The sequence below is a fragment of the Spiroplasma endosymbiont of Nomada rufipes genome, from assembly GCF_964277355.1.
Taxonomy (GTDB): domain Bacteria; phylum Bacillota_I; class Bacilli_A; order Mycoplasmatales; family VBWQ01; genus Spiroplasma_E.
The window spans coordinates 133,765-156,215 of record NZ_OZ195517.1; the positions used below are offsets into that span (position 1 = coordinate 133,765).

At 23.9% G+C, this 22,451-nt stretch carries 23 protein-coding genes; 6 read left to right on the top strand and 17 right to left on the bottom strand.

Annotation, left to right across the window (positions count from 1 at the left end; genetic code table 4):
• The first annotated feature begins 606 nt into the window (after positions 1-606).
• The 4 genes from ACICQF_RS00725 to ACICQF_RS00740 all read left to right on the top strand — a co-directional run bounded on the left by ACICQF_RS00725 (position 607) and on the right by ACICQF_RS00740 (position 3,450).
• Positions 607-1,038, top strand: a complete 432-nt coding sequence (locus tag ACICQF_RS00725) for a hypothetical protein (RefSeq protein WP_395473315.1) — start codon at positions 607-609, stop codon at positions 1,036-1,038.
• Positions 1,025-1,222 carry a hypothetical protein gene (locus tag ACICQF_RS00730; protein WP_395473316.1) on the top strand — a complete coding sequence of 66 codons (198 nt, stop codon included), beginning with the start codon at positions 1,025-1,027 and terminating at the stop codon, positions 1,220-1,222. The genes ACICQF_RS00725 and ACICQF_RS00730 overlap by 14 nt, the downstream gene beginning before the upstream one ends.
• Before the next feature lie 513 nt (positions 1,223-1,735).
• On the top strand, positions 1,736-2,992 hold the full coding sequence (locus ACICQF_RS00735; protein ID WP_395473317.1) for a DNA translocase FtsK: 1,257 nt from the start codon (positions 1,736-1,738) through the stop codon (positions 2,990-2,992).
• 17 nt (positions 2,993-3,009) lie between these two features.
• Positions 3,010-3,450, top strand: coding sequence for an FtsK/SpoIIIE domain-containing protein (locus tag ACICQF_RS00740; RefSeq protein WP_395473683.1), 441 nt, complete (start codon positions 3,010-3,012; stop codon positions 3,448-3,450).
• 65 nt (positions 3,451-3,515) lie between these two features.
• On the opposite strand, the gene glyA is transcribed toward ACICQF_RS00740, so the two are convergent.
• Together glyA and rpiB are read right to left on the bottom strand one after the other, a co-directional pair.
• Entirely contained in the window at positions 3,516-4,817 is a 1,302-nt protein-coding gene (gene glyA, locus ACICQF_RS00745) for a serine hydroxymethyltransferase (protein WP_395473318.1), read from the bottom strand.
• Positions 4,818-4,854: 37 nt separating this feature from the next.
• Positions 4,855-5,283, bottom strand: a complete 429-nt coding sequence (gene rpiB, locus ACICQF_RS00750) for a ribose 5-phosphate isomerase B (RefSeq protein WP_174480264.1) — start codon at positions 5,281-5,283, stop codon at positions 4,855-4,857.
• A gap of 380 nt (positions 5,284-5,663) precedes the next feature.
• Between rpiB and ACICQF_RS00755 the strand changes: the two genes are divergently transcribed.
• The gene (locus tag ACICQF_RS00755; RefSeq protein ID WP_395473684.1) at positions 5,664-5,921 is read left to right on the top strand and encodes a PCC domain-containing protein; all 258 of its coding nucleotides are present in this window, start codon (positions 5,664-5,666) and stop codon (positions 5,919-5,921) included.
• A gap of 53 nt (positions 5,922-5,974) precedes the next feature.
• Here the strand turns inward: ACICQF_RS00755 and fba are convergent, their stop codons facing one another.
• The 15 genes from fba to rsmG form a co-directional block, all read right to left on the bottom strand.
• Positions 5,975-6,844, bottom strand: coding sequence for a class II fructose-1,6-bisphosphate aldolase (fba, locus tag ACICQF_RS00760; protein ID WP_395473319.1), 870 nt, complete (start codon positions 6,842-6,844; stop codon positions 5,975-5,977).
• Positions 6,845-6,981: 137 nt separating this feature from the next.
• Positions 6,982-8,586 (bottom strand): CTP synthase, encoded by a 1,605-nt coding sequence (locus tag ACICQF_RS00765; protein ID WP_395473320.1) that lies wholly within the window; start codon positions 8,584-8,586, stop codon positions 6,982-6,984.
• A gap of 36 nt (positions 8,587-8,622) precedes the next feature.
• Positions 8,623-9,030, bottom strand: a complete 408-nt coding sequence (rpoE, locus tag ACICQF_RS00770; protein ID WP_395473321.1) for a DNA-directed RNA polymerase subunit delta — start codon at positions 9,028-9,030, stop codon at positions 8,623-8,625.
• Between the two features lie 51 nt (positions 9,031-9,081).
• Complete coding sequence (gene argS / locus ACICQF_RS00775; protein ID WP_395473322.1) at positions 9,082-10,722, bottom strand: arginine--tRNA ligase; 1,641 nt, start codon at positions 10,720-10,722, stop codon at positions 9,082-9,084.
• Between the two features lie 83 nt (positions 10,723-10,805).
• On the bottom strand, positions 10,806-11,897 hold the full coding sequence (locus ACICQF_RS00780; RefSeq protein ID WP_338958794.1) for a hypothetical protein: 1,092 nt from the start codon (positions 11,895-11,897) through the stop codon (positions 10,806-10,808).
• Between the two features lie 31 nt (positions 11,898-11,928).
• Entirely contained in the window at positions 11,929-13,122 is a 1,194-nt protein-coding gene (locus ACICQF_RS00785; RefSeq protein WP_395473323.1) for an HD domain-containing protein, read from the bottom strand.
• Positions 13,123-13,312: 190 nt separating this feature from the next.
• Positions 13,313-14,758, bottom strand: a complete 1,446-nt coding sequence (gene gltX, locus ACICQF_RS00790; RefSeq protein ID WP_395473324.1) for a glutamate--tRNA ligase — start codon at positions 14,756-14,758, stop codon at positions 13,313-13,315.
• Between the two features lie 54 nt (positions 14,759-14,812).
• Entirely contained in the window at positions 14,813-15,583 is a 771-nt protein-coding gene (locus tag ACICQF_RS00795; protein ID WP_395473325.1) for a hypothetical protein, read from the bottom strand.
• Positions 15,584-15,596: 13 nt separating this feature from the next.
• Positions 15,597-16,256, bottom strand: coding sequence for a hypothetical protein (locus ACICQF_RS00800; RefSeq protein WP_395473326.1), 660 nt, complete (start codon positions 16,254-16,256; stop codon positions 15,597-15,599).
• 14 nt (positions 16,257-16,270) lie between these two features.
• Positions 16,271-16,774, bottom strand: coding sequence for a hypothetical protein (locus ACICQF_RS00805; RefSeq protein ID WP_395473327.1), 504 nt, complete (start codon positions 16,772-16,774; stop codon positions 16,271-16,273).
• 85 nt (positions 16,775-16,859) lie between these two features.
• The gene (ychF, locus tag ACICQF_RS00810; protein ID WP_395473328.1) at positions 16,860-17,957 is read right to left on the bottom strand and encodes a redox-regulated ATPase YchF; all 1,098 of its coding nucleotides are present in this window, start codon (positions 17,955-17,957) and stop codon (positions 16,860-16,862) included.
• 179 nt (positions 17,958-18,136) lie between these two features.
• Entirely contained in the window at positions 18,137-18,769 is a 633-nt protein-coding gene (locus ACICQF_RS00815) for a hypothetical protein (RefSeq protein ID WP_338958838.1), read from the bottom strand.
• 370 nt (positions 18,770-19,139) lie between these two features.
• Positions 19,140-20,027: a ParB/RepB/Spo0J family partition protein gene (locus ACICQF_RS00820; RefSeq protein ID WP_395473329.1), complete on the bottom strand. Its 888-nt coding sequence runs from the start codon at positions 20,025-20,027 to the stop codon at positions 19,140-19,142.
• Positions 20,020-20,784 carry a ParA family protein gene (locus tag ACICQF_RS00825; RefSeq protein ID WP_395473330.1) on the bottom strand — a complete coding sequence of 255 codons (765 nt, stop codon included), beginning with the start codon at positions 20,782-20,784 and terminating at the stop codon, positions 20,020-20,022. The genes ACICQF_RS00820 and ACICQF_RS00825 overlap by 8 nt, the downstream gene beginning before the upstream one ends.
• Before the next feature lie 78 nt (positions 20,785-20,862).
• Positions 20,863-21,558 carry a 16S rRNA (guanine(527)-N(7))-methyltransferase RsmG gene (gene rsmG, locus ACICQF_RS00830; protein ID WP_395473331.1) on the bottom strand — a complete coding sequence of 232 codons (696 nt, stop codon included), beginning with the start codon at positions 21,556-21,558 and terminating at the stop codon, positions 20,863-20,865.
• A gap of 356 nt (positions 21,559-21,914) precedes the next feature.
• On the opposite strand from rsmG, the gene ACICQF_RS00835 reads away from it, so the two are divergent.
• Positions 21,915-22,190 carry a hypothetical protein gene (locus ACICQF_RS00835; protein WP_395473332.1) on the top strand — a complete coding sequence of 92 codons (276 nt, stop codon included), beginning with the start codon at positions 21,915-21,917 and terminating at the stop codon, positions 22,188-22,190.
• Positions 22,191-22,451: the final 261 nt, after the last annotated feature.

A 22,451-nucleotide genomic window follows, 5' to 3' on the forward strand; every position in this document is an offset into this window, starting at 1 on the left:
TAAATAAAATAATAATAAAACTTTTATATAATTAAAATTATTATAAAACAATATAAATACTATACTTATTTTTTGATTTTTATAAGTATAAAAAATTATAATAAATTTCTTAAAAAATTTAAAGTTTAGTTATCAAATAAATCCAATGTTTAAAATTGACTTATTATCGTTTATATTTTATTTTACTTAGAATATAGTAAAATTTTAAACAGATAATTAAAATAATTTTTATATAAAGTAAAAAAACTAAAAAGGGGGAATGATTATGAAAACACTATTAACAGCAGTAAGTTTTTAACGGTTTCATCATCAATTGGAAACTTAAATTCTATTTTAAACACCGAAATTAAAACTACAAATATTTTAAAAAATGAACCAATAAAATATGATGGAAAAGATGAAATTTGTACTGTCTGAAAAGAAAATTCAAAAAGTCCTGCAACATTATTTTATATAAAAAGTAGTACTTTAGATAGTTGATTTAAACTTTTTTCTTTAAATGACCTTGAAAAATTAAGAGAAAAAATATACTACGATACCATAAAATTTCCTTATCAAGGAAATAATTGAGCAAAACCTAACATATATAAATTATCAGAGGTATTAATGAATATTCTTAAATCTTTAACTAGTATACGTGGATACAATACATACGGAGTTGAACTATGTTACTATTTTGGAACTTTGTTTAGTAAAAAGCCACAATTTTCACCAAATACTCACGATAAAAATATAATAGAAAAATATTATAAATTTTTATGACATGATACTTTAAAAATTGCATTAAGTCGATATGAATGACAAAAAATTTTAAATACTAATAAAAATAAAACTGAAATTTTTAATATTATTTCTAGATTTCCCGAATGAGATGCAAGTGGTTGAAAAGGTTATATCTCAAACAAAGATTTATATACTTTATCTGAAAAAATTATTGAGAATTTTAATCAATTAAAAACTAAATTCGAAAATAGTAATACATGATGAAAAGTAGTAACTAACACTACTGGCTCATGAACAGAACTTGAACAAGAATAAAATATACTTACAAAAAAATAATGAAAAGAAAGAGAGAAAAAATATAATGTTTAAAAAATTTAAAGAAATTTTCAAAAAGAAAAAATGACATTGTGATTATTGTAAAGAAAATTATCCTCTACTTTGTCCAATCAAAGGATTAGAAAAAGATGGAGAAGATTTTGAAAAAAAACCAAAAGATTAATGCTGAATTATACTTGTAAGTGCAAGTATAATTCAGCATTAATCTTTTGGTTTATTAAGACTACTACCAATTGGTAAATTTTTAGACGACTTTATATTTTCTTTTTTATTTGGATGAAGCAAATATTTAATTTATATATTATTATATATACCTTTAATTCCACTTTGTTTTAATTATTATTTTAAATTTAAAGCTTCCTTTGTTTGAGCAATAATTACTACTATTATATGCTGCGCTTGAACAATTGAAACTATTACTATTATTAGTCATTATGATAATATTTGATTTAATAATAAATTTCATATTAATTTAATTAATGATTATTATCAATCTTGATGAAATTCAACTATTTTTAATAATTATCATGGATTTTTCAAATCACCTATTTCCTTTAATAATTGAACTATTGATAGTTTCTTTCCCTCTTATCTTGTTGGCGGATTAATTGGTAATACTATATTAGAATTTTTAGGTTACACAACTTTTTTTGTTAATTTTATATTAAATATATTAATGATTATTATTTGTTTTAGTTGATTATTTTTTAACCATTCCTTAATTTTATTTATCACTATTTCAAATCATATCAAAGAAACAATTTTAGATTTTAAAGTTAAGCGAAAAGATCAAAAAATTAATAAATTAGAAAAAGCAAAAGAAAAACAAAAAAAACTTACTTTGGCACAAAATAATACTATCAAAATCAATAATCTAAAAAAAGAACTAAAAATAAACAAACAACAAGCAAAAAACAATAATAAGCAATCTAAATTAGAAACTAAACAATTTACAAAAGAAAATTTATCAAACAATAAAGTAAAAAACGAAAAAATAAACTTTGATATAGAAACCAATAAAGAATTATTACAAGAAAATAACAATATTAACAAAATTAATAATCAAAAATTAGAAAATAATGAAACAAAATTTAAAGAACAAAACAAAATTATTAATCAAATTGAAAAACAAAATAACAATCAAGAAAAAACAAAAGCTTTTCTTCCTGAACAAACTATAATTAATCAAAAATATATTTTACCAACATTAAAATTAACTAAAAAATCAGATAATCTAATAAAAAAGCAAGAAGAAAATGAAAAATATGCTTTAGAAAATAAAGAAAAAATTAATCAGTTATTTAAAGAATTTTCTGTTCAAGGAAAAGTAAATGATTTTACTATTGGTACAACAGTAACAAAATACGAGTTTTCAATCACTTCAGGAATGAAAATTAACAAAATTACTAACTTAGAAGAAGAACTAAAACTAGTTTTAGCAAATAATAATATTAGAATCGAAGCACCAATAGCTGGTAAATCAATGATTGGAATTGAAGTTAGTAATAAAAATATTGTTCCAACTAATATGCAAGAACAATTTGAAAATATAAGCGAAAAATATAAAAATAAAAAATTATTAATTAGTATTGGTAGAAATACTACTGGTGATTACATCTTTCATTCATTAAAAGAAATACCCCACTTATTAATTGCTGGTAGTACTGGTTCAGGAAAATCAGTTTTTATTAATGATTTACTAATTTCTTTGCTCTTACAATACAAACCTCATGAAATAAAACTAATATTAATCGATCCTAAATGAGTAGAATTAGCAATTTATAATGATATCCCACATTTAATTATTCCAGTAATTAATGAAGCAAACAAAACACCAGCAGCATTACAAGTAGTAATTTTAGAAATGATGCGTCGATACCAACTATTTGCAAAAAATGGAAATCGTGATATTGAAAGTTATAATAAAAAATAAGTCAAGAAATTGATAAATTACCTTATTATATTATTGTTATTGATGAATTAGCAGATTTAATGGTACAAGCAAGCAAACAAATTGAAGAAGGGATCATGCGAATTACACAAATGGGTCGAACAGCAGGAATTCATTTAGTAATAGCAACACAAAGACCATCAGTAGATGTAATTACTGGCGTAATTAAAAATAATATTCCATCAAGAATTGCTTTTAAAGTTGCATCTTGAATTGATTCAAAAACAATCCTTGATACTGCTGGAGCAGAAAAATTATTAGGTAAAGGCGATATGTTATTTTTAGCTCCAGGACAAAATAATATCAATCGTTTACAAGCACCATGAATTAGTGATGAAGATGTTTCAAAATTAATAAAGTTTATTAAAGAACAATCTTCGGTTAAATATGATAATAATTTTATTGAAAAAATGAAAGAAATTAAAGATTCAAAAAAATAAAATAAGTTTTCTGTTAATTAACAGAAAACTTATTTTAATATTCCAAACATAAAATAATTATTTTATTATTGAGGTAATTTTATATTTTCATAAATGGGAAATTTATTTAAAAGCATATCAACTTTTTTTCTTAATTCATTTAAACCATCATCATTAATACCCTTAGGTAATTTTCAAGCACTAATAATAATCTTTCCTAATTCAATAAACTGTTCTTCTTTAAAACCTCTCGTTGTCATTGCTGGACTACCAAAACGAACACCACTAGTAATAACAGCTGGTAAAGGATCAAAGGGAACACAATTCTTATTAGCAACAATATTAATCTTTTCTAAAATATCAACAGCTTCTTTACCATTTAAACCGTTAATATTAGTAACATTAACAGTTAATAAATGATTATCAGTTCCACCCGCCACTACATGAAATTTTGCATCAAGAAAAGTTTTCGCTAATGCTTGAGCATTTTTAATTACTTGCATTTGATAAGTTTTAAATTCTGGCGTTAATGCTTCATAAAAAGCTTGTGCTTTTGCTGCAATAATATGTTCCAATGGCCCACCTTGATTACCGGGAAATACCGCACTATCAATTTTCTTTTTTAATTCTTCGGTGCAAAGAATAGCACCACCACGTGGTCCTCTTAATGTTTTATGAGTTGTTGTTGTTGTAATATCAGCATAACAAATAGGATTTTGATGTAATCCAGCAGCAATTAATCCAGCAATATGCGCCATATCAACCATTAAATATGCTCCAACAGTATCGGCAATTTTACGAAACTTTGATCAATCAATAAGTCTTGAATAAGCACTAGCTCCTGCTACAATAATTTTTGGTTTACATTCTTTAGCAATTTTTAAAATTTCATCATAATCTAAATATTCATCCTTTTTACTTACACCATAATTAACACCGTGATAAATTTTACCAGAAAAATTAATTTTATAACCATGAGTTAAATGACCACCGGCATCAAGTTCCATACCAAGAATAGTATCACCTGGACGTAATATAGCAGCATATGCTTCAGCATTAGCTTGACTACCAGAATGAGGTTGTACATTAGCATGAAAATTACCTTTTTTACATTGACCTGGTTTATGATTACAATTAAATAATTGTTTAAAACTCTCTATTGCCAAATTTTCAATTTTATCAACATTTTCGCAACCATTATAATATCTTCTGCCCGGATAACCTTCTGCATACTTATTAGTTAATATTGTTCCAGCAAGTGTAAGTACAGCTGGTGATACATAGTTTTCTGAAGCTATTAATTCAATATGATTTTGTTGACGTTGTCATTCATCTTTCACAATTTTTTTTAATTCTGGGTCAAGACCCTTATTAAAAGATTTATCCATTTTTAAACATCCTCTCTTTAATAATTTAATAGTAAAATTATTTTAGTTTTGCAACTCTTAATTGATGTCTTTTTTCATCACTTGTTTTAGTATTTAAAAATAATTTCACAAGTTCTACTGCTTTATAATCAGAAATAATTCTAGCACCTAGTGCTAAAACATTAGCGTCATTATGAAGCCTTGCCAATCTTACTGTTTCTTCTTCATAGCAAAGGGCACAACGAACACCATTAATACGATTGGTAGCAATGCTAATACCAATACCAGTACCACAAATTACAATACCAAAATCTGCTTTTTTACTAACAATAGCATTAGCAACATTAAAACCAAAATTAGGATAATCAACAGGCTCACTGCTATTTGTTCCTAAATCTAAAATTTGATAGCCTTCTGTATGTAAAAATTTAATAATTGGTTGTTTAAATTCATAAGCGGTATGATCATTACCAATAGCAATTACTAAACCATTAGTTTTCAACTTTATCACTTCCTTAGTTTAAATATTAGTTTTATTATACCTATTAATTTTAAAATTAATATATTTTCTTTTTAAAATAATTTTTATTACAAAAAGAAAAATATTTTTTCCTATAATAATCAAATTTAATCATTATTGCTATTAATAAATATGTTAAAATACTGCTAAAAGAAAGGTGAGATTCTTATTATGAAAATTAAAAAAATGATCGGAAATAAGTATGCATTAATTATTGAAAAAGATGAAATGATTATTAAAACTTTATAGCAATTTGCTATTAAAGAAAATATAGGAATGGCACAATTTCAAATGATTGGTGCTATTACTAATGTCACTTTAGGCTATATTCCTAAAAAAAGTACTGATTATGTAAAAAAACTTTTCTTGAACAATATGAATTGTTATCAACAATTGGAACAATCATTTGAGATGAAAAAGATAGAAATAAACCAATTATTCATTGCCATACTACTTTTGGTGATGATAATTTTAACGTAATTGGTGGTCTGTTAGACGCGAAAGTTGCTATTAAGGCTGAAGTAATAATTGATATTTTAAGTAATGAAAAAATATCACAAGTTATTGATAATAAAAGTAATTTTCATATTTGAAATTTATCTTAATTTAAGGAAAATCTTAAAAAAATGGTCATATTATTATTAATATGACCATTTTTTTAAGATTTTCCTAATGAACGAAATTCTGTTAATAATTCTTTAGCTTTAAGTTTAATTGCTTCCATTCCTGGCTTAAAAATTTTTCTAGGATCAAACCCTTTATATTCATTAAGTTTTCCTTCCGTAACATATTTTTCAATAACTGCGGCGAACACTTCTTGTAATTCAGTATTAACATTAATTTTACTAATTCCTAAATTAATAGCTTTTTTAACCTGATCTTTTGGAATTCCAGAACCACCATGTAATACCATTGGCTTATTTGAAGCTACTGATAAATTTTTTAACACATCAAAATTTAAACCATCTCAATTTTTAGGATACTTTCCGTGAATATTATTTATTCCGGCTGCTAAAAAGTCAATTCCTAAAGCTGCTAATGATTTACAATCTTCCTCACTAGCAATCTCACCACTACCAATAACTCCATCTTCTTCACCACCAATAGTACCTGCTTCTGCTTCAACAGATGCATTTTTTTTCTTAGCATAAGCAACTACTTCTTTGGTATCTTTTATATTTTCATTAAAATCTAAATGAGAACCATCAAACATAACAGAACTAAAACCAGCATCTAATGCTTTCTTACAAGAATCTACTGATTGACCATGATCTAAATGTAATGCCACTGGAATAGTAATATTTAAATCATTCAATAGCGCTAAAGTCATACTAGCAACTGTGTTAAATCCACCCATGTATTTAATAGCACCTTCTGAAACACCTAAAATAACAGATGATTTAGTTTCTTGTGCAACTTCAAGAATAGATCTTGTTCATTCTAAATTATTAATATTAAAGTGAGCAACGGCATATTTACCTGCTTTTGCTTTATCAATCATATTTTTTGCACTAACAAATTTATTCATTTCTTTTCCTTCTTTCTTAAAATATTATAACCTTATATTATATATTTTCATAAAAAATCTAGTTGCATATATATTTTGAGAATATACAATTCATAAAAATTATAACAATTTTAAAATTAAATTTTCTTACTTTATCATTATTTTTTAATAATACTTTTAATTAATCCTAAAAATAAAGGATTTGGTTTATTAATTATTGATGTGAACTCAGGATGAAACTGACTTGCAATAAAGAATGGATGTACTTCTTTTGGCAACTCAATCACTTCTACCAAATCTTCTTTATTATATATACCACTAAAAATTAATCCATTTTTTGCAAGTAATGTTTTATAACTATTATTAAATTCATAACGATGACGATGACGTTCAATAATAATAGTTTGTTTATAAAGAGATTTTGCTAATGAATCATTAATTAAAGTGGTTGGATAATTACCCAATCTTAAAGTTCCCCCGATTTGATCATTTTTATTTTTGCCACGTAATAAATCAAAAATAGGATTTTTAGTTTTTTCATTAAATTCAGTAGAATTAGCATCTTGTAAATTACATACATTACGAGCATATTCAATACAAGCTAACTGCATACCTAAACATAATCCCAAGAAAGGAACTTTATTAACTCGAGTATAATTAATTGCATTGATTTTGCCTTCAACACCACGATTACCAAAGCCACCAGGAACAATTATTGCTTGGAAAGGAGAAAGCATAGAATTAATGTTTTTACTATCTAAACTTTCAGCGTTAATAATTTTATAATTAACTTTAGTATTAAGACTATAACCTGCAATTTTCAATGATTCAATTACTGATAAGTAAGCATCACTTAAATTCGAATATTTTGCCACAATACCAACAGTAACTTCTTGATTAATATTATCTAACTTTTTAACAATTGTATGTCATTCTGACATATCTGGTTTAGTTTTATTTAATTTTAATAATTCTGAAACTACTTCATCAATTTTTTGTTGTTCTAAAGATAATGGCACTTTATAAATATTATCACAATCAGGAATTGCTAAAACATGCCTGCGTTTAATATTACAAAATAAAGATAATTTATCAAAAATATGATCGGGTGGCATAGTTTCACTACGACAAACCAAAATATCAGGTTGAATACCTAATGATAATATTTCTTTTACTGAATGTTGACTGGGTTTCGTTTTAAATTCACCAACCGAATGTAAATAAGGAATTAATGTAGTATGAATAACAATAACATTTTCATGACCTTTTTCGTTTTTAACTTGTCTAATGGCTTCAATAAAAGCTAATGATTCAATATCACCAACTGTTCCACCAATTTCGGTAATAATAACATCAGCCTTACTATTAATTGCGGAATTAAAAATATGTTTTTTAATTTCATCAGTAACATGTGGTACAACTTGTACAGTTTTCCCTTCATAAAAACCATCGCGTTCCTTTTTTAAAACAGTTTGGTATACTTTTCCGGCAGTAATATTGGAGTCTCTAGTCAGATTTTCATCAATAAAACGTTCATAATGACCTAAATCTAAATCAGTTTCAGCACCATCACTAGTTACATATACTTCACCATGTTGATAAGGACTCATAGTACCTGGGTCAACATTAATATAAGGGTCAAATTTTTGCATAAAAATCTTAATATTTTTTTGCTTTAATATACGCCCAAGCGATGCTGCTGTAATTCCTTTACCTAAAGATGATACAACACCACCAGTAATAAATATATACTTTGAATTCATTAGTTTTCTCCTAAATATTAATTAATAATATCATTATTATTCATCATCATAACTATCTTCTAATGGTTGAATACTAATGGTATTTAAATCATCATCTTCATCTTCTACGTCTTCACTTAAATCTATAGTTTCATCATTATCTGTAACTGTTTCAGTACTATCAATTTCTTCTTTTGTATTACTTGGAATTTCTACTCTTGTCATATGTTCTTTAATTTCCTCTAATGAGACTTCATTACGTGGATATCAAAGTTTATCATTTTTTAAGAAAAAATTGGTATTTAAAATAATTCCAGTATAAATTTCACCAGCAATTTTTTCTTCATCTTCTTTAGAAATATTACATTTTTTTTTAACATGTGTTCAAATTTCATTAAAACTGCTTTTTTTCTTTTTGCATAAAAAACTATATGCTACTTCTACTAATGTTTGTTTGTTTTGCATTTCTTAATCACCTTCTAAATTGTATATTATAAATAATAAAAAATATATTTTTTACATCTTTTTAGGCGCATCCACACCAATTAAATTTAAAGCATTTGCCATTATTTGTTTTATTGCTAAAACTAATGTTAATCGTTGAATTGTTAATTGTTGATCTTCACTAATAACTTTATGTTTATTATAATAAGAATGAAATAACTTAGCTAATTTTTGAATATAATTTGTAAGCAAATGTGGTTGATGCTGTTTTTCAATTTTTTGCAAAATAATTATATATTCATCTAATGTAATCAATAATTCTTTTTCCTTTTGTTCTGTTAATAAATTAATACTATTTGCAATTTCAAATTTTGGATAATTCTCTATAATTTGATTTATACGCGCATGAACATATTGAGCATAATAAACAGGATTTTCGTTAGATTGTTGTTTAGCAAGTGCTAAATCAATATCAAGATGTGATTCAACTGATCTTGATACTAAAAAATAACGTAAAGCATCCTTTTCAATTAAATCTATCATATGTCTTAAAGTTATTGATGTTCCTGCTCTTTTTGACATTTTTTGTTCTTTACCATTATCAATAACCTTTACCATTTGCATACATAAAATATCAAGTTTAGTGGCATCATTATTAAGCATATATAATCCCGCTTTAATTCGTGGAATATAGCCATAATGATCTGCTCCTCAAATATTAATTAACATATCACTACGTTGAAATTTAATATGATGATAAGCTAAGTCAGGAAGCATATATGTATAAGTTTTGTCTTTCTTAACAATTACACGATCTTTATCATCTTCAAATAAAGTAGTTTTTAAAAAAATAGCACCATCAAGTTGATAAGTATTGCCTTGCATTTCAAATTGTTTGATTAAATTAGAAATAATATTTTCTTTATATAAAAATGATTCAGAAAATCAAATATTAATTTTAACTTTAAATTTTTTTAAATCTTTTTTAATTTCTGAAAGCATATAATTAATACCAAATTCTTTAAAAATTAAAGAAGAAGTTTCATCAAAAGGTTTATTTGCAAATTTATTACCATTTAATTTCAAAAATGATTGTGCAGCAGCTAAAATTTCAGAACCACGATAACTTTCTTTTGGTAATTCAACAGCATTGCCACAAAGATTTTGATAATTTATGAAAATTGAATTGGCCAAAACATTAATTTGATTACCAGCATCATTAATATAGTATTCTCTAACTATATTATATCCTCTATGTTCTAATATATTAGCTAAACTATCACCAATAGCCGCATTTCTTGCATGTCCTAAATGTAAAAGTCCGGTTGGATTAGCACTAATAAATTCAATATTATAAGTAATATTTTTTTTATTAGATTGACCATATAATGATTTCTCATTAATAATTTTCATTAATAACAAACTAAATACTTCAACATTAATATTAATATTAATAAAACCAGGAGTAATATAATCAATTTTTTTAATTAATGGGTGTTTCTGATGAATATTTTTAACTATAATTTCAGCAATGTCTAATGGTTTTTGTTTATATTTTTTTGCTAATATCATTGCTATTGATGTAGAATAATCACCTAAGTCATTATTTTTATTAATTTCAATAACAACCTGATTCAATTCTATTTCATAATTTGCAAATGCTACTGCATCAAGAATAATAGTAGTGAGTTCATTAATAACATAACTGTCCACAATTCAGACCCCTTTCAATATCTAAAATATTATACTCATAAATTTAATTTATATCATATAAAAAAGTAAAAATAAATACTTTTTTATAAAAGTTGTTCAATTGTATCATTAACATACTGTATAAATCCAATTCTGATTAAAAATTCCAAAATAGCAACATCATTGTAATTTAAATCAATTAATTCTTGATAGTTACCAAAAATTTGATTATCAAGCACATTTCTTAATTTATCATTAATTTTTTTTGGATCATCTTCGATTTTAATTCCTGAAACTTTAACTAATTCTAAATCAATTTTTTTTTGCATTTTAACTTTAGTATTATCATCTTTATATAATTCTATTAATTTTAAATATAATTCTTGTAATAAACTTAAAGCCTTGACAAAATTACTTAGTAATTCTTGTTCATTAATTATATACGAATTTAAATTATGAAAATAATTATGATTTATCTCAGCTTCATATCTTGCTGCTTGACCGCCAGGATTAATTTGTTCAAAATAACGCAAACGTTCTCTTAAGTTTAATAATATTTTACTCATTTCCTCACTTTCAACTCTTGTAGTACTAATTAATTTAATCAATCGTATTAAATTATGAAAATTAAATTTTTTCTTACTAGCTGAAGGTTCAACTTGAATATATTTTCTTAAACAATGCTTTAATTTTAATTCTAAAGATTGATATACTGAAAAAAGAGTAATATGAAAATTATCATATCCAATCCCTTTTTTAATATTTAAAATAGCGTTAACTGCATACATATTAGCGCGATCATTATCATTACCCAAAACATTAGTTAAATGCAAAGTTCTTGGAAACTTATTAATCATTGTAAGTAATGTTTCTTTAAATTTAATTTTTAACGTATTATCTTTAAATTTAATTTGATTTATTTTAACTGATTTTAAATCATTATATTCATTACCTATTATAAGGTAGGCAAAAATAGAAAAATAAACAATTACTTTTTCTTTAAAATTTATTCAAGTAAAATTTAAAGTTTTAATAGCATTTTCAATTTTTTCTTTATTAATTAATACACCCAATATCACTATTACTTCTTGCGTTGCTAAATGATACTCATGTGAATTTAAGTAAAAATCTCCTGGCGTTAAATCTAAAATATTTGGATACTCAAAAATTTTATTAATTGATTTTAAAATTTTCATAATTACCTCATTTTATAATACTTTTAAATTTCTATTTCTTTTTTAAAAAATAAATTGTATTTGGTGCTTTAATTGGATCTTGCAAAATTTGTGAGATTTTTTCTAAAGTAATATATTCTTCGTTTTTTGTTTTAATAATAATTGGATCTTTTTTAAAATAATAAAGTACATTTTTTAAATCTTGTTTAACTCCAATAACATTAGTGTTATTTTGACTTGTTAATAACAACAATTCATTTTCTCAGTTAAAACAAAATAAAATTACTTTTGATATTTTTACTAACTCATTATCTTTTTCAAAATTAATAATATCTTGCATTAACTTAATTAAAGTAGCATCTGTTCAATTTAAATATGTTTGTATTTCAACACTTTTTCCCTCAAAAATAGCAATAAAATCATGAATATTGACTTTAAATGAATAAGTTTTATCAAAATATAATTCAGTTATTCTTGAAAATAATTTTTGTAAATTAAGATCAAAAAGAATTCCGCTTTTATGATAATAAACTTGAGAATACATATGGAACCTTGTGATTAAATAATTTTCAATATCAGAAATTGCCTTGTATGAAAAAACTAAACCCTCTTTAATATCAATTATCATATTCGTAATAATTCAATCAATATCAATACTTCCATAACCAACTCCTGTAAAATATCCATCACGCATTAAATAATCAATACGATCACAATCTAATTGCGATGATACCAATTGAATTTGATATTTAGGATAATTTTTATAATCCTTCTTAAGGATACCAATAATAGCATTAATATTAATATTAAATTGTTTTAAAATCATGTTAATTTCAGTACTATTATCATTAATAATAGCACAAGTATAATCTTCATGAGTAAAATTTTCTTTTTTATTAACATTAAGGTTTATGATTTTTTCAAAAGTGTGTGAAAAAGGACCGTGTCCTAAATCATGTAATAAACCAGCAATTTTAATGTTTGTTTTTTCCTCTTTAGTTAATAAAGAAGAACCTTCAACTTCACTAAGAACACGATTTAATATATGGTAAACACCGATACTATGAACATATCTAGTATGAGTTGCATTAGGAAAAGCAATTTGCACACCACCAAGTTGATTAATTCATCTTAATCTTTGAAATTCTTTACAAGATATTAACGCCTGAATAACGGGTTCGCTGATATTAATATTTTTGTGTATAGCGTCACGAATAAAAGTTACTTTATAATTATTGCTTGACATAAATTTTAACCTCTCATTAATATCTTATAAATTTTAGGTATTATTAATTTTTTATTTTAATAGTAACATAATATAAAATTTTTCTTCTATTTTAGTAATTATTTTGAGTAAAAAGAACAATTTTATAATTTTTATTTATAACAAAAGCAAATATTATATTTTCTATATAAGTAATAATATTTATTTTTCTTTAATATTTAAAATTTAATTTAACATTATTAATAATGGTATCATAACCTAATAGTTTAATGGTGCTAACTAAATCAGGTCCATGCATTTGTCCTGTTGTAATAATTCTAATTGGCATAAATAATAATTTACCGTTAACATTAGTTTCTTTTTTAACTTCATTAATAATGTTTTTAATATTATCACTAGTTCAATTTTTACAATCAATAATCTTTTTAATAAATGCTGTACAAACTAGGTTACATTCATTATCATTCAAAAAAGTCTTTGCTTCTATATCTACCTTAAAATTATTTTTAAAAAATAAACTTACCAATTCATTAATTTGACTACCATATTCTAACTGTGATTGATAAATTAATAATACTTCTTTTCATCATTCAATAGTTTTGCTATTTCAATTATATTTTTCTTTAATAAAAGGTGTAACTAAAGCTAAGTATTGTTCAACATTTAATCTTTTAATATAATAATTATTCATTCACACTAATTTTTCTGGATCAAACATACTTGGTGCTTTACTTAAATATTTTGGGGTAAATAATTTAATTAATTGTTCTTTAGTATAAATTTCTTTTTCTTCATGCGAACTTCATCCTAATAAAGCAATAAAATTAAAAATTGCTTCTGGCAAATATCCTTCTTTACGATATTGATGAATAAATTGGATAATGCTACCATCACGTTTTGATAATTTTTTACGTTTATTATTAACAATTAATGTTAAGTGGGCAAAAATTGGCATTTTCCAATTAAAATATTCATAAATAACTAATTGTTTTGGTGTATTTGACAAATGTTCTTCACCACGAAAAACATGACTTATTTCCATTAAATGATCATCAATAACAACAGCAAAATTATAAGTAGCCACTCCATTTGATTTAATAATAATATAATCTCCTAAGTCTACTGAATTAAATTCAACATTACCACGAACTAAATCTTTAATTTTATAACTTTTATTAGTGGGAATTTTAACTCTAATAGCATATGAAATTTTATTTTGTAAATTTTCTTCAATTACAGACTGCTCTAATTTTGAACATGTTCCATCATACTGGAAAGCTAAAATATTTTTATCTGCTTGTTTCTTACGCATTTCTTCTAGATATTGAGGTGTACAAAAACAATAATATGCTTTTTTTTCTTTTATTAGTATTAATGCATGTTGAATATATATATTTAAACGTTCAGTTTGTTTATAAGGACCATATTTACCTGATAAATCAATAGTTTCATCAGGAATTATTCCCATTCAACGTAAATTATCTAATTGTGAACTAATTCCATCTTCAATATTACGTTCTAAATCAGTATCTTCAATTCTAACTATAAAATCTCCTTTGTTATTTTTTGCAAATAAATAATTAAATAATGCTGTTCTAGCACCACCAATATGTAAATACCCAGTAGGACTAGGTGCATATCGTACACGAATTTTCATATTTTCACCATCTTTATTTAATTTAAGATTTTTTAATCTGATTAACTTTTTTTTCTACTTTATTAGTCTTTTTTTAGAATTTAATTTTTTATTATTATTTTTAGAGGATTTCATTATTTTTTTACGATTAGTTTTAGATTGTAATTTTTCATTTACTTCTTCATCAAGAAAAATTGTAATAGTCTGTGTATCATTTGGATCAAATTCATTAGAACTTGGTAATGGTTGTTTTAATTCTGGTTCAAAATCAATTGCTGCTTCAATACGTTGACGATAAAAGTGATATGTTTGAACATTAATTAAATTTAATTTAAGTAATAAAATAACTGCTGCAACAAGTAATGCAAAATAAAAACCAAAAATTGATCAAACAATAGTTGAAGAAACTCAATTTCTATAATAAAAGCTTGGTACTTCAATCGTTCCTCCTCTATTAGGTATTATTTGTGCACTATCATTACTTCATTCACAATAAAGCAATTGACCAGAAAAACTTATCAAAAATCCAACAACAAAAATTATAAAGTTTACAACTAAAAATACAAATTTAAAACGAGGAGATTTTTCAAGAAAAACTCTTGCCGTAAAAATACAACTAATCAAACCGAAACTGCTTACAACTAAACCTATTACTGGTAAATAATAAATTGAAGTATAACTTGAAGGATTAAAACTTGGTGAAGGTTCTGCAATTTCAAAACCATAATAATATAAATCTTTTAAAGCTGTGTTTTTTGACAAAGCAATTAAAAAAAATAATTCATAAATAATAAATGTGCTTAATAATAAATAAAAACTAATAAACCACCAATTACGAATTCTCATAAATCTGCCCCCCTTATTTAATATTCAAAGTTTTTTTACTAAATTCCTTTTCTTGTTTTTTAATTTTTTTTAATTCTTGTTTTCTAATTCGTCTTTGTTTTTTTTCCATACTTCTAGTAGTATAAATTTCATAATCTGAGTTCATAAATGTAAACTTTCTACGCATAATTCAAAAAAATAGTTGTGTAATCAAAATTAAAAAAAGACTAAAAATAATAAATATTCTTGCAATAATTGGATTAATTCAATGATAATTTTCATTATATAATATTCCAGATTGTGAAATATAAGTTAATTGTACTTCTGAACTTAACATTACACTAAGAATTAATAATCAAAAAGCAGTATAAAACATTCTACTGCTATACTTTGAAGAGACAATACTTACTCTAGGAGCAAATATTAATAAAATCATACTTACAGTAATTGCAATTAAACAAACAATTGGAGCATAAAATAAATTCAAAATAGGATAATTAAAATCAGTAAGTTTTACATTATATAATTTATATTTTGATACATTAATAGCAGCAAATAAAGAAAAAATAAAAACTGATAAAAAAAGAACTATTGATATTGCCAAATAAACAAAATATGAATTTTTAGTCTTTTGTTCATGTGGAATAAAATATGTTTCTTTGTTTTTAATATTATCTAAATCTTTAATTTTCATTATTTTCACCTACTTTATTTTTCATTAGGCAATTCTTCAACTACTAAAATTAAAATAATCGCTGCTATTACTTCACATATTCATACAATTAATGATATTAATGAAAAAAATAGTAATACTGGTATTGATCAAAAAACTAGACTACCGCTTAACATTAATGTTGATAATATTAATGTTGAAATAGCAGTAATTCTAAATGAAGATTTCTTTTTAAGTTTCTTTGCTGGTATCATAAAACAAATAATACTAACTAAAATTGCAATTCCAACATATGATAATGATAAAGCTAATTGCAGTTTACTAAATTCAAACCCCATTTTTTGCCCAACAAATGCATTAACTATTAATAGTATTAAAAAAGCAATACTACCAATAATTTGCACAATTGGTGATCAAAAAAGTAAAGCCCTTGAAACTTTTATTTTATTAAGAACATCAAACTTTTTAGTTTTTTTATTTGGAACATAATTGTTTTCTTGAATTTCAGAATCAGGATTTTGTAAATTACTTTTTAACATAATAATTTTTTCCTTTCTTGCTAGTATATTTTCAAATTAATTATAACAAAACTATAACCTTTTTATAATTAATATTATCTTAAAACTAAACATTAAAAAGGAAATGACAAATATCACCATCTTCAACTATATAATTTTTACCTTCAACTCTCATTTTTCCCTTTTCCTGAACATTTTTTTCACTACCCAATAATTCTATATCTTGATAATTATAAACTTTAAGTCTAATAAAACCTTTCATGAAATCTGTATGAATGATACCAGCACACTCTGGTGCTTTCATTCCTTTAATAAAAGTTCATGCATGAACTTCTTTGGGTCCAACAGTAAAATAAGTACCTAAATTTAATAGTTTATAAGTTGCTAATACAATTTGATCAATTCCTGATTCAAAAATATTTAACTCTTTAAACATTTCTTTTTTTTCTTCTGCTTCTAATTCAGAAAGTTCACATTCTGTCTTAGCACAAACAACAATTACAGTAATATTTTTTTTGCTCATATATTGTTGTAATTGTTCAACATATTTATTGGTTTTAGTTATTAAATCTTTTTCATTAATATTAGCAATAACAATTATTGGTTTAGCAGTTAAAAAATTATAAGGTTTAATCATTAGTAATTCTTCTGAACTTAACTTTTGATTACGAATAGCAACACCATTGTTTAATTCATTATTAATTTTTTCTAATAAAGCTACCTCAGCAATACCTTGTTTATCTCTAGTTATTTGCGATTTTTTACGAACTTTTTCTTTTCGTTTACTTATTACTTCTTGATCAGCTAACATTAATTCCAATTCAATAATTTCAAAATCATTAATTGGATCAATTTTATTTTCAACATGACTAACATTAATATCATCAAAACAACGAATAACTTCGCATATTGCATCAACTGTTCTAATATTAGCAAGAAATTGATTACCTAATCCTTCACCTTTACTAGCACCTTTGACAAGTCCGGCAATATCATGTAATTCTAAAATTGTTGGTACAACTTTTTGTGGATTAAAGATTTTTATTAAATTTAAAATTCTTGAATCATTGACTGGAATGCTACCAATATTTGGTTTTATAGTAGCGAAAGGATAATTTTCAATTAATACTTGTGAATTGTTAATGGCTTTAAATAATGTTGATTTACCTACATTAGGTAAACCAACGATACCAGCAGTTAACATATAATATACACCTGTTTCTTTTACTTATATGATTACATCGTATCATATAAATTGCTTAATTATACATATTTTTAAAAAAAATACAATTAAAAACTATTTCAATATCTTTAATATTTAATTTAATTACTAATTTTAGTATAATTAATTTTTTTAATTTATTTATATTAATGCTATTACAATTAAATAGCAGTAAATGATCTCAATAATTCAGAAGTAGATAAACTAGTATCTAAGCATATACCACTATCGATAATATCTTGTTTAGAAAATGCTTTTTGACTATTGGAAATAGATACAGTTTCTTCTTTATTTAAACAGCTATTTTCTGAAGTCATTATTTTACTTTCATTTTCAATATCTTCTTCATCAGTATCTTCTCAGTTATCAACAAGAAAATAACGTGGAGGAAGTTCATCTAATATTTCATGTATACTATTTAAATCTTCTGCCTTTTTAAGTAACTTAGCAATTTCAATAACTTTAGTAGTTTCATCATTTATATTCATTTTTTCATTAAACAAATCAGTTAAATCCAATACATTGTCTTCAGAAATTTGTTCTTTTTCTAATCAATTATTAATTTTTTGATTAAATAATTTAGTTAAAATTACTGCATCTTCCTCAGAAATATTAAACTTTTTTAATCAATCATTATTTTTTTCATTAAATAACTCGGTTAAAATTGCTACATCTTCTTCAAAAATTTTTCTTTTTTTAAACAAACAATTAATCATTTTTACTCAATCAATTTCATCTTTATATTTTCTAAAAATAATACGTTTAAATAACGTATTCTTATCTTTTTCTGGCATATTTAATTTTCCTTTCAATGTTAAAATAAATTATTTTAAATAACATTATAACATCAAATATAATGATAAAAACTTTTACAATAGTATATAATTATAAATAAGTAAGGCTTAAAAATAAATATAACTTTTAGGAGGAAAATATAGAAAAGAAACTTTTAACTTATACTCATGATATATCAAAAAAGTTATTAATCATACTAGGTATAAGTAAAATTGCAATTGGTTTGTCTATCTTATTTGTTTTTATTACAAACTTAATTATCTATACTAATTCAGGATTAATATTTCCTTTTAGAGAAATATCATAAAATAAATTTACAAGATAAAAAATGAGTATAAATGTTTTAAAACATTTATACTCATTTTAAATTTATATTAATTTTAAAAATTCTAAAATTCGATTTAATTCTTTATGATTACTATAATTGATGATTAGTTGTTTTTTATTGATTTTTACTTTAGTATCTAAAGTTCTTGATAAAGTATTTTCTAATGCTACTAAATGAAGATCTGACTTTTTATTAACATTTTGTTTTTGATTTAAACTTAATTGTTGCATCTTAATAACATCTTCAACCTTACGAACACTCCATTGTTCACTATATGCCCTTTTAGCAATAGTTACCATTAAATTAAGATTAGTGCCTAAACTTAATAACGGTTTAACATGACCCATTGTTAATTCATTGCGTTCAAGCATTTGTAAAATCTCTACTGGCAATTGCAAAATTCGTAAAGTATTAGCAATGTGACTACGTGATTTATTAACTTTTTGTGAGAGTTGTTCTTGAGTTCATTTCATTTTACTAATTAAAGTTTGATATGCCTGTGCTTCTTCAAAAGGATTCAAATCAACACGTTGAATATTTTCAATCAAAGCAAATTCCATTAATTGTTGATCTGTTACTTCAATAGTTACTGCAGAGATCTCTGTTAGACCTGCTAATTTTGCAGCTTTAGTTCTACGCTCACCAGCAACTAATTGAAAAACACCATCTGTTATCGTTTTTTTAACAATAATTGGTTGAATTAAACCGTGAATTTTAATTGAATCACTTAGTTCTTTAATTTCTTGTTCATTAAATACTACACGCTGTTGATATGGATTAGGAATAATTTTTGCAAGAGAAATAGTTTGTGAAAAAGTTTTAGCAATTTCTGGTGAACTTTCAATGTTAGTTATCAAATCATTTAAACCTTCACCAAAAATTGATGCTAAGCCTTTAGCAGAAATACGATTTTTTTTATCATTAGACATTATTTAACACCTCATTCACTAAACTTTGATAAGCAATAGCACCACTGCAACGTGGCCGATAACTAAAAATATTTTTACCATGACTTGGTGCTTCACTTATAGTTACATTTCTCGGAATATAATTTTTATAAACTTTTTCTCTAAAATTTTTTTGAATTTCTTTGATAACTTCAACAGAAGAAGTTGTTCTAATATTAACCATAGTTAATAAAATCCCTTCAATTTCTAAATTGGGATTAAATAATTGTTGTACTAAACGAATAGTAGATAATAATTGTACCAAACCACCTAATGCATAAAACTCAGCTTGCAATGGAATAATAACTGAATTAGCTGAAGCTAAAGCATTACGATTAACTAATCCTAAACTAGGTGGACAGTCAATAATAATAAAATCATATACTTCCTTTACGGGTTCTAATTTTTCTAATAAAATATTTCTTTTATTACGAGATTGCTCTAATAAAAATATTTCGGCTCCCGCCAAAGAAATGGTTGATGGTAATAAATCTACTCCTTGACAAACTTCAGTTTTAATTACTTTTTCCAATGGAACATCATGTACTAAAACATCATATATATCTTGTTCAACTTTATCAGCAGCAAAACCCATTGAAATAGTAGCACTACCTTGTGGATCCAAATCAATAAGTAACACTTTTTTATTTTTTATACCTAAACCTGCAGCAAGATTAGTAGCAGTAGTTGTTTTTCCAACTCCACCTTTTTGATTAGCAATTGCAATAATTTTGCCCATAATAATTACCTTTCTAAATTAATAGACTAATATTTTATCCTACTAATTAAGTTTAACACTAATTTTAATTAATATTATTTACAAAGGTTTACTTTTAATTTGTTGATAAGGTCTTGGATATTTTAAAGCACATAATTTATATTTTTGAAAATGAAGGATTGTTCTTTGACCATAGTTGTTTGGTAATTGAACAGTAAATTGATTAATTAACTTTGCACCCATTGTGTTAATACTATTTTGTGCCAACGCAAGTTCTTCTTCAACTTTAAGACCCTTATAAGCAATAAATAATCCTTCAACTTTAACTAATCCTAAACATAATTCACTTAAAATATTTAGCGGTGCTAATGCTCTTGCTGTTACAATATCAAATGTTTCACGATATTGATGAGCAAATGTTTCTGCTCTTTGATTAATTATATAAACGTTTTCTAAGTTTAGTTCAGTAATTACTGTTTTTAGAAATTGACATTTCTTTGTATTTGATTCAATAATAGTTAATTGTAATTTGGGAAAACAAATTTTTAAAATTATTCCTGGTATACCAGCACCACTACCAACATCACAAATATTTTGATCCTCCAAAATGATATTATTACTAATTAAAAGAGAATCATAGAAATGTTTATAATAAACTTCCATTTCTTCAATGATCGTTGTTAAGTTATATTTTTTATTTTCAGCAATTAAAATTTTATAATACTGACTTAATTTTTGTTCCATTATTGGGGTTAAAGTTAAATTAGTTAAACCTATAGCTCAATTTTTATTCATTGCTTACTCCTAAATCAATAATTTAATAAAATACTTTATTTAAAGTAGACTATAAATATAATGCTTTAAATAATTAAATTATATTTAATTATATTTTTATATTTAATTATAATGTTTTTTTAGTATATGTTTGAAATTTTATCACATAACTACTATCCTTCAAAATTAAATATTACTAAAAATAATTTAAAACCTTTAAAATATCATTTTCGTTGTATTTTCTTTAAACTCAAATATAATTAACACATATAATAATAATTATTAAAAAATTATAAAAGTTTTTTAAATCATTGCTTAATTTAAAGTAAATGAGTTTTTATGTTTTAATTTATATCATTGAAAGGAAAAATAAAAAAATGAAAATTTTACTTAATTTTTCAAACGAACTAACAAAATCTATTAATAATAATTCATTAAACCTAATCAGTATACAAATTAATAATTGAACAAATCCTATCCAAGAACATAAAAACAAACTTGAAGAAATATATCAAAATTTTCTAAAATCACAAGAATTATCAAAGGTTTTATTTAATAAATCAATAAATACATATAAACCACATTTCATAAATAAAATGAAAAGAGAAGTACTATTTATTAAAATAAAGGGAGCATACCGATGTTGTCAATAATATTCAAATTTGTCTTTAAATTATAAGTTTAGACGAGAATAATTTAGACTTCAATATGCAATTGTAAGTTAATCTTAACACTTCAAAAATATTAGTCAACAATAATACTTACTTTTATAACTCAAAAATTCTTATTAAAGTTTTCTTTAATAAGTTTTATTTTATTTTTATTTATTTGCTAAATTGTAAAGGTAAGTGCAACTAAATTATTTTTCTATCCAAATATTCGATTGGTGAAAGATAATTTAGTATTTTTCTTGG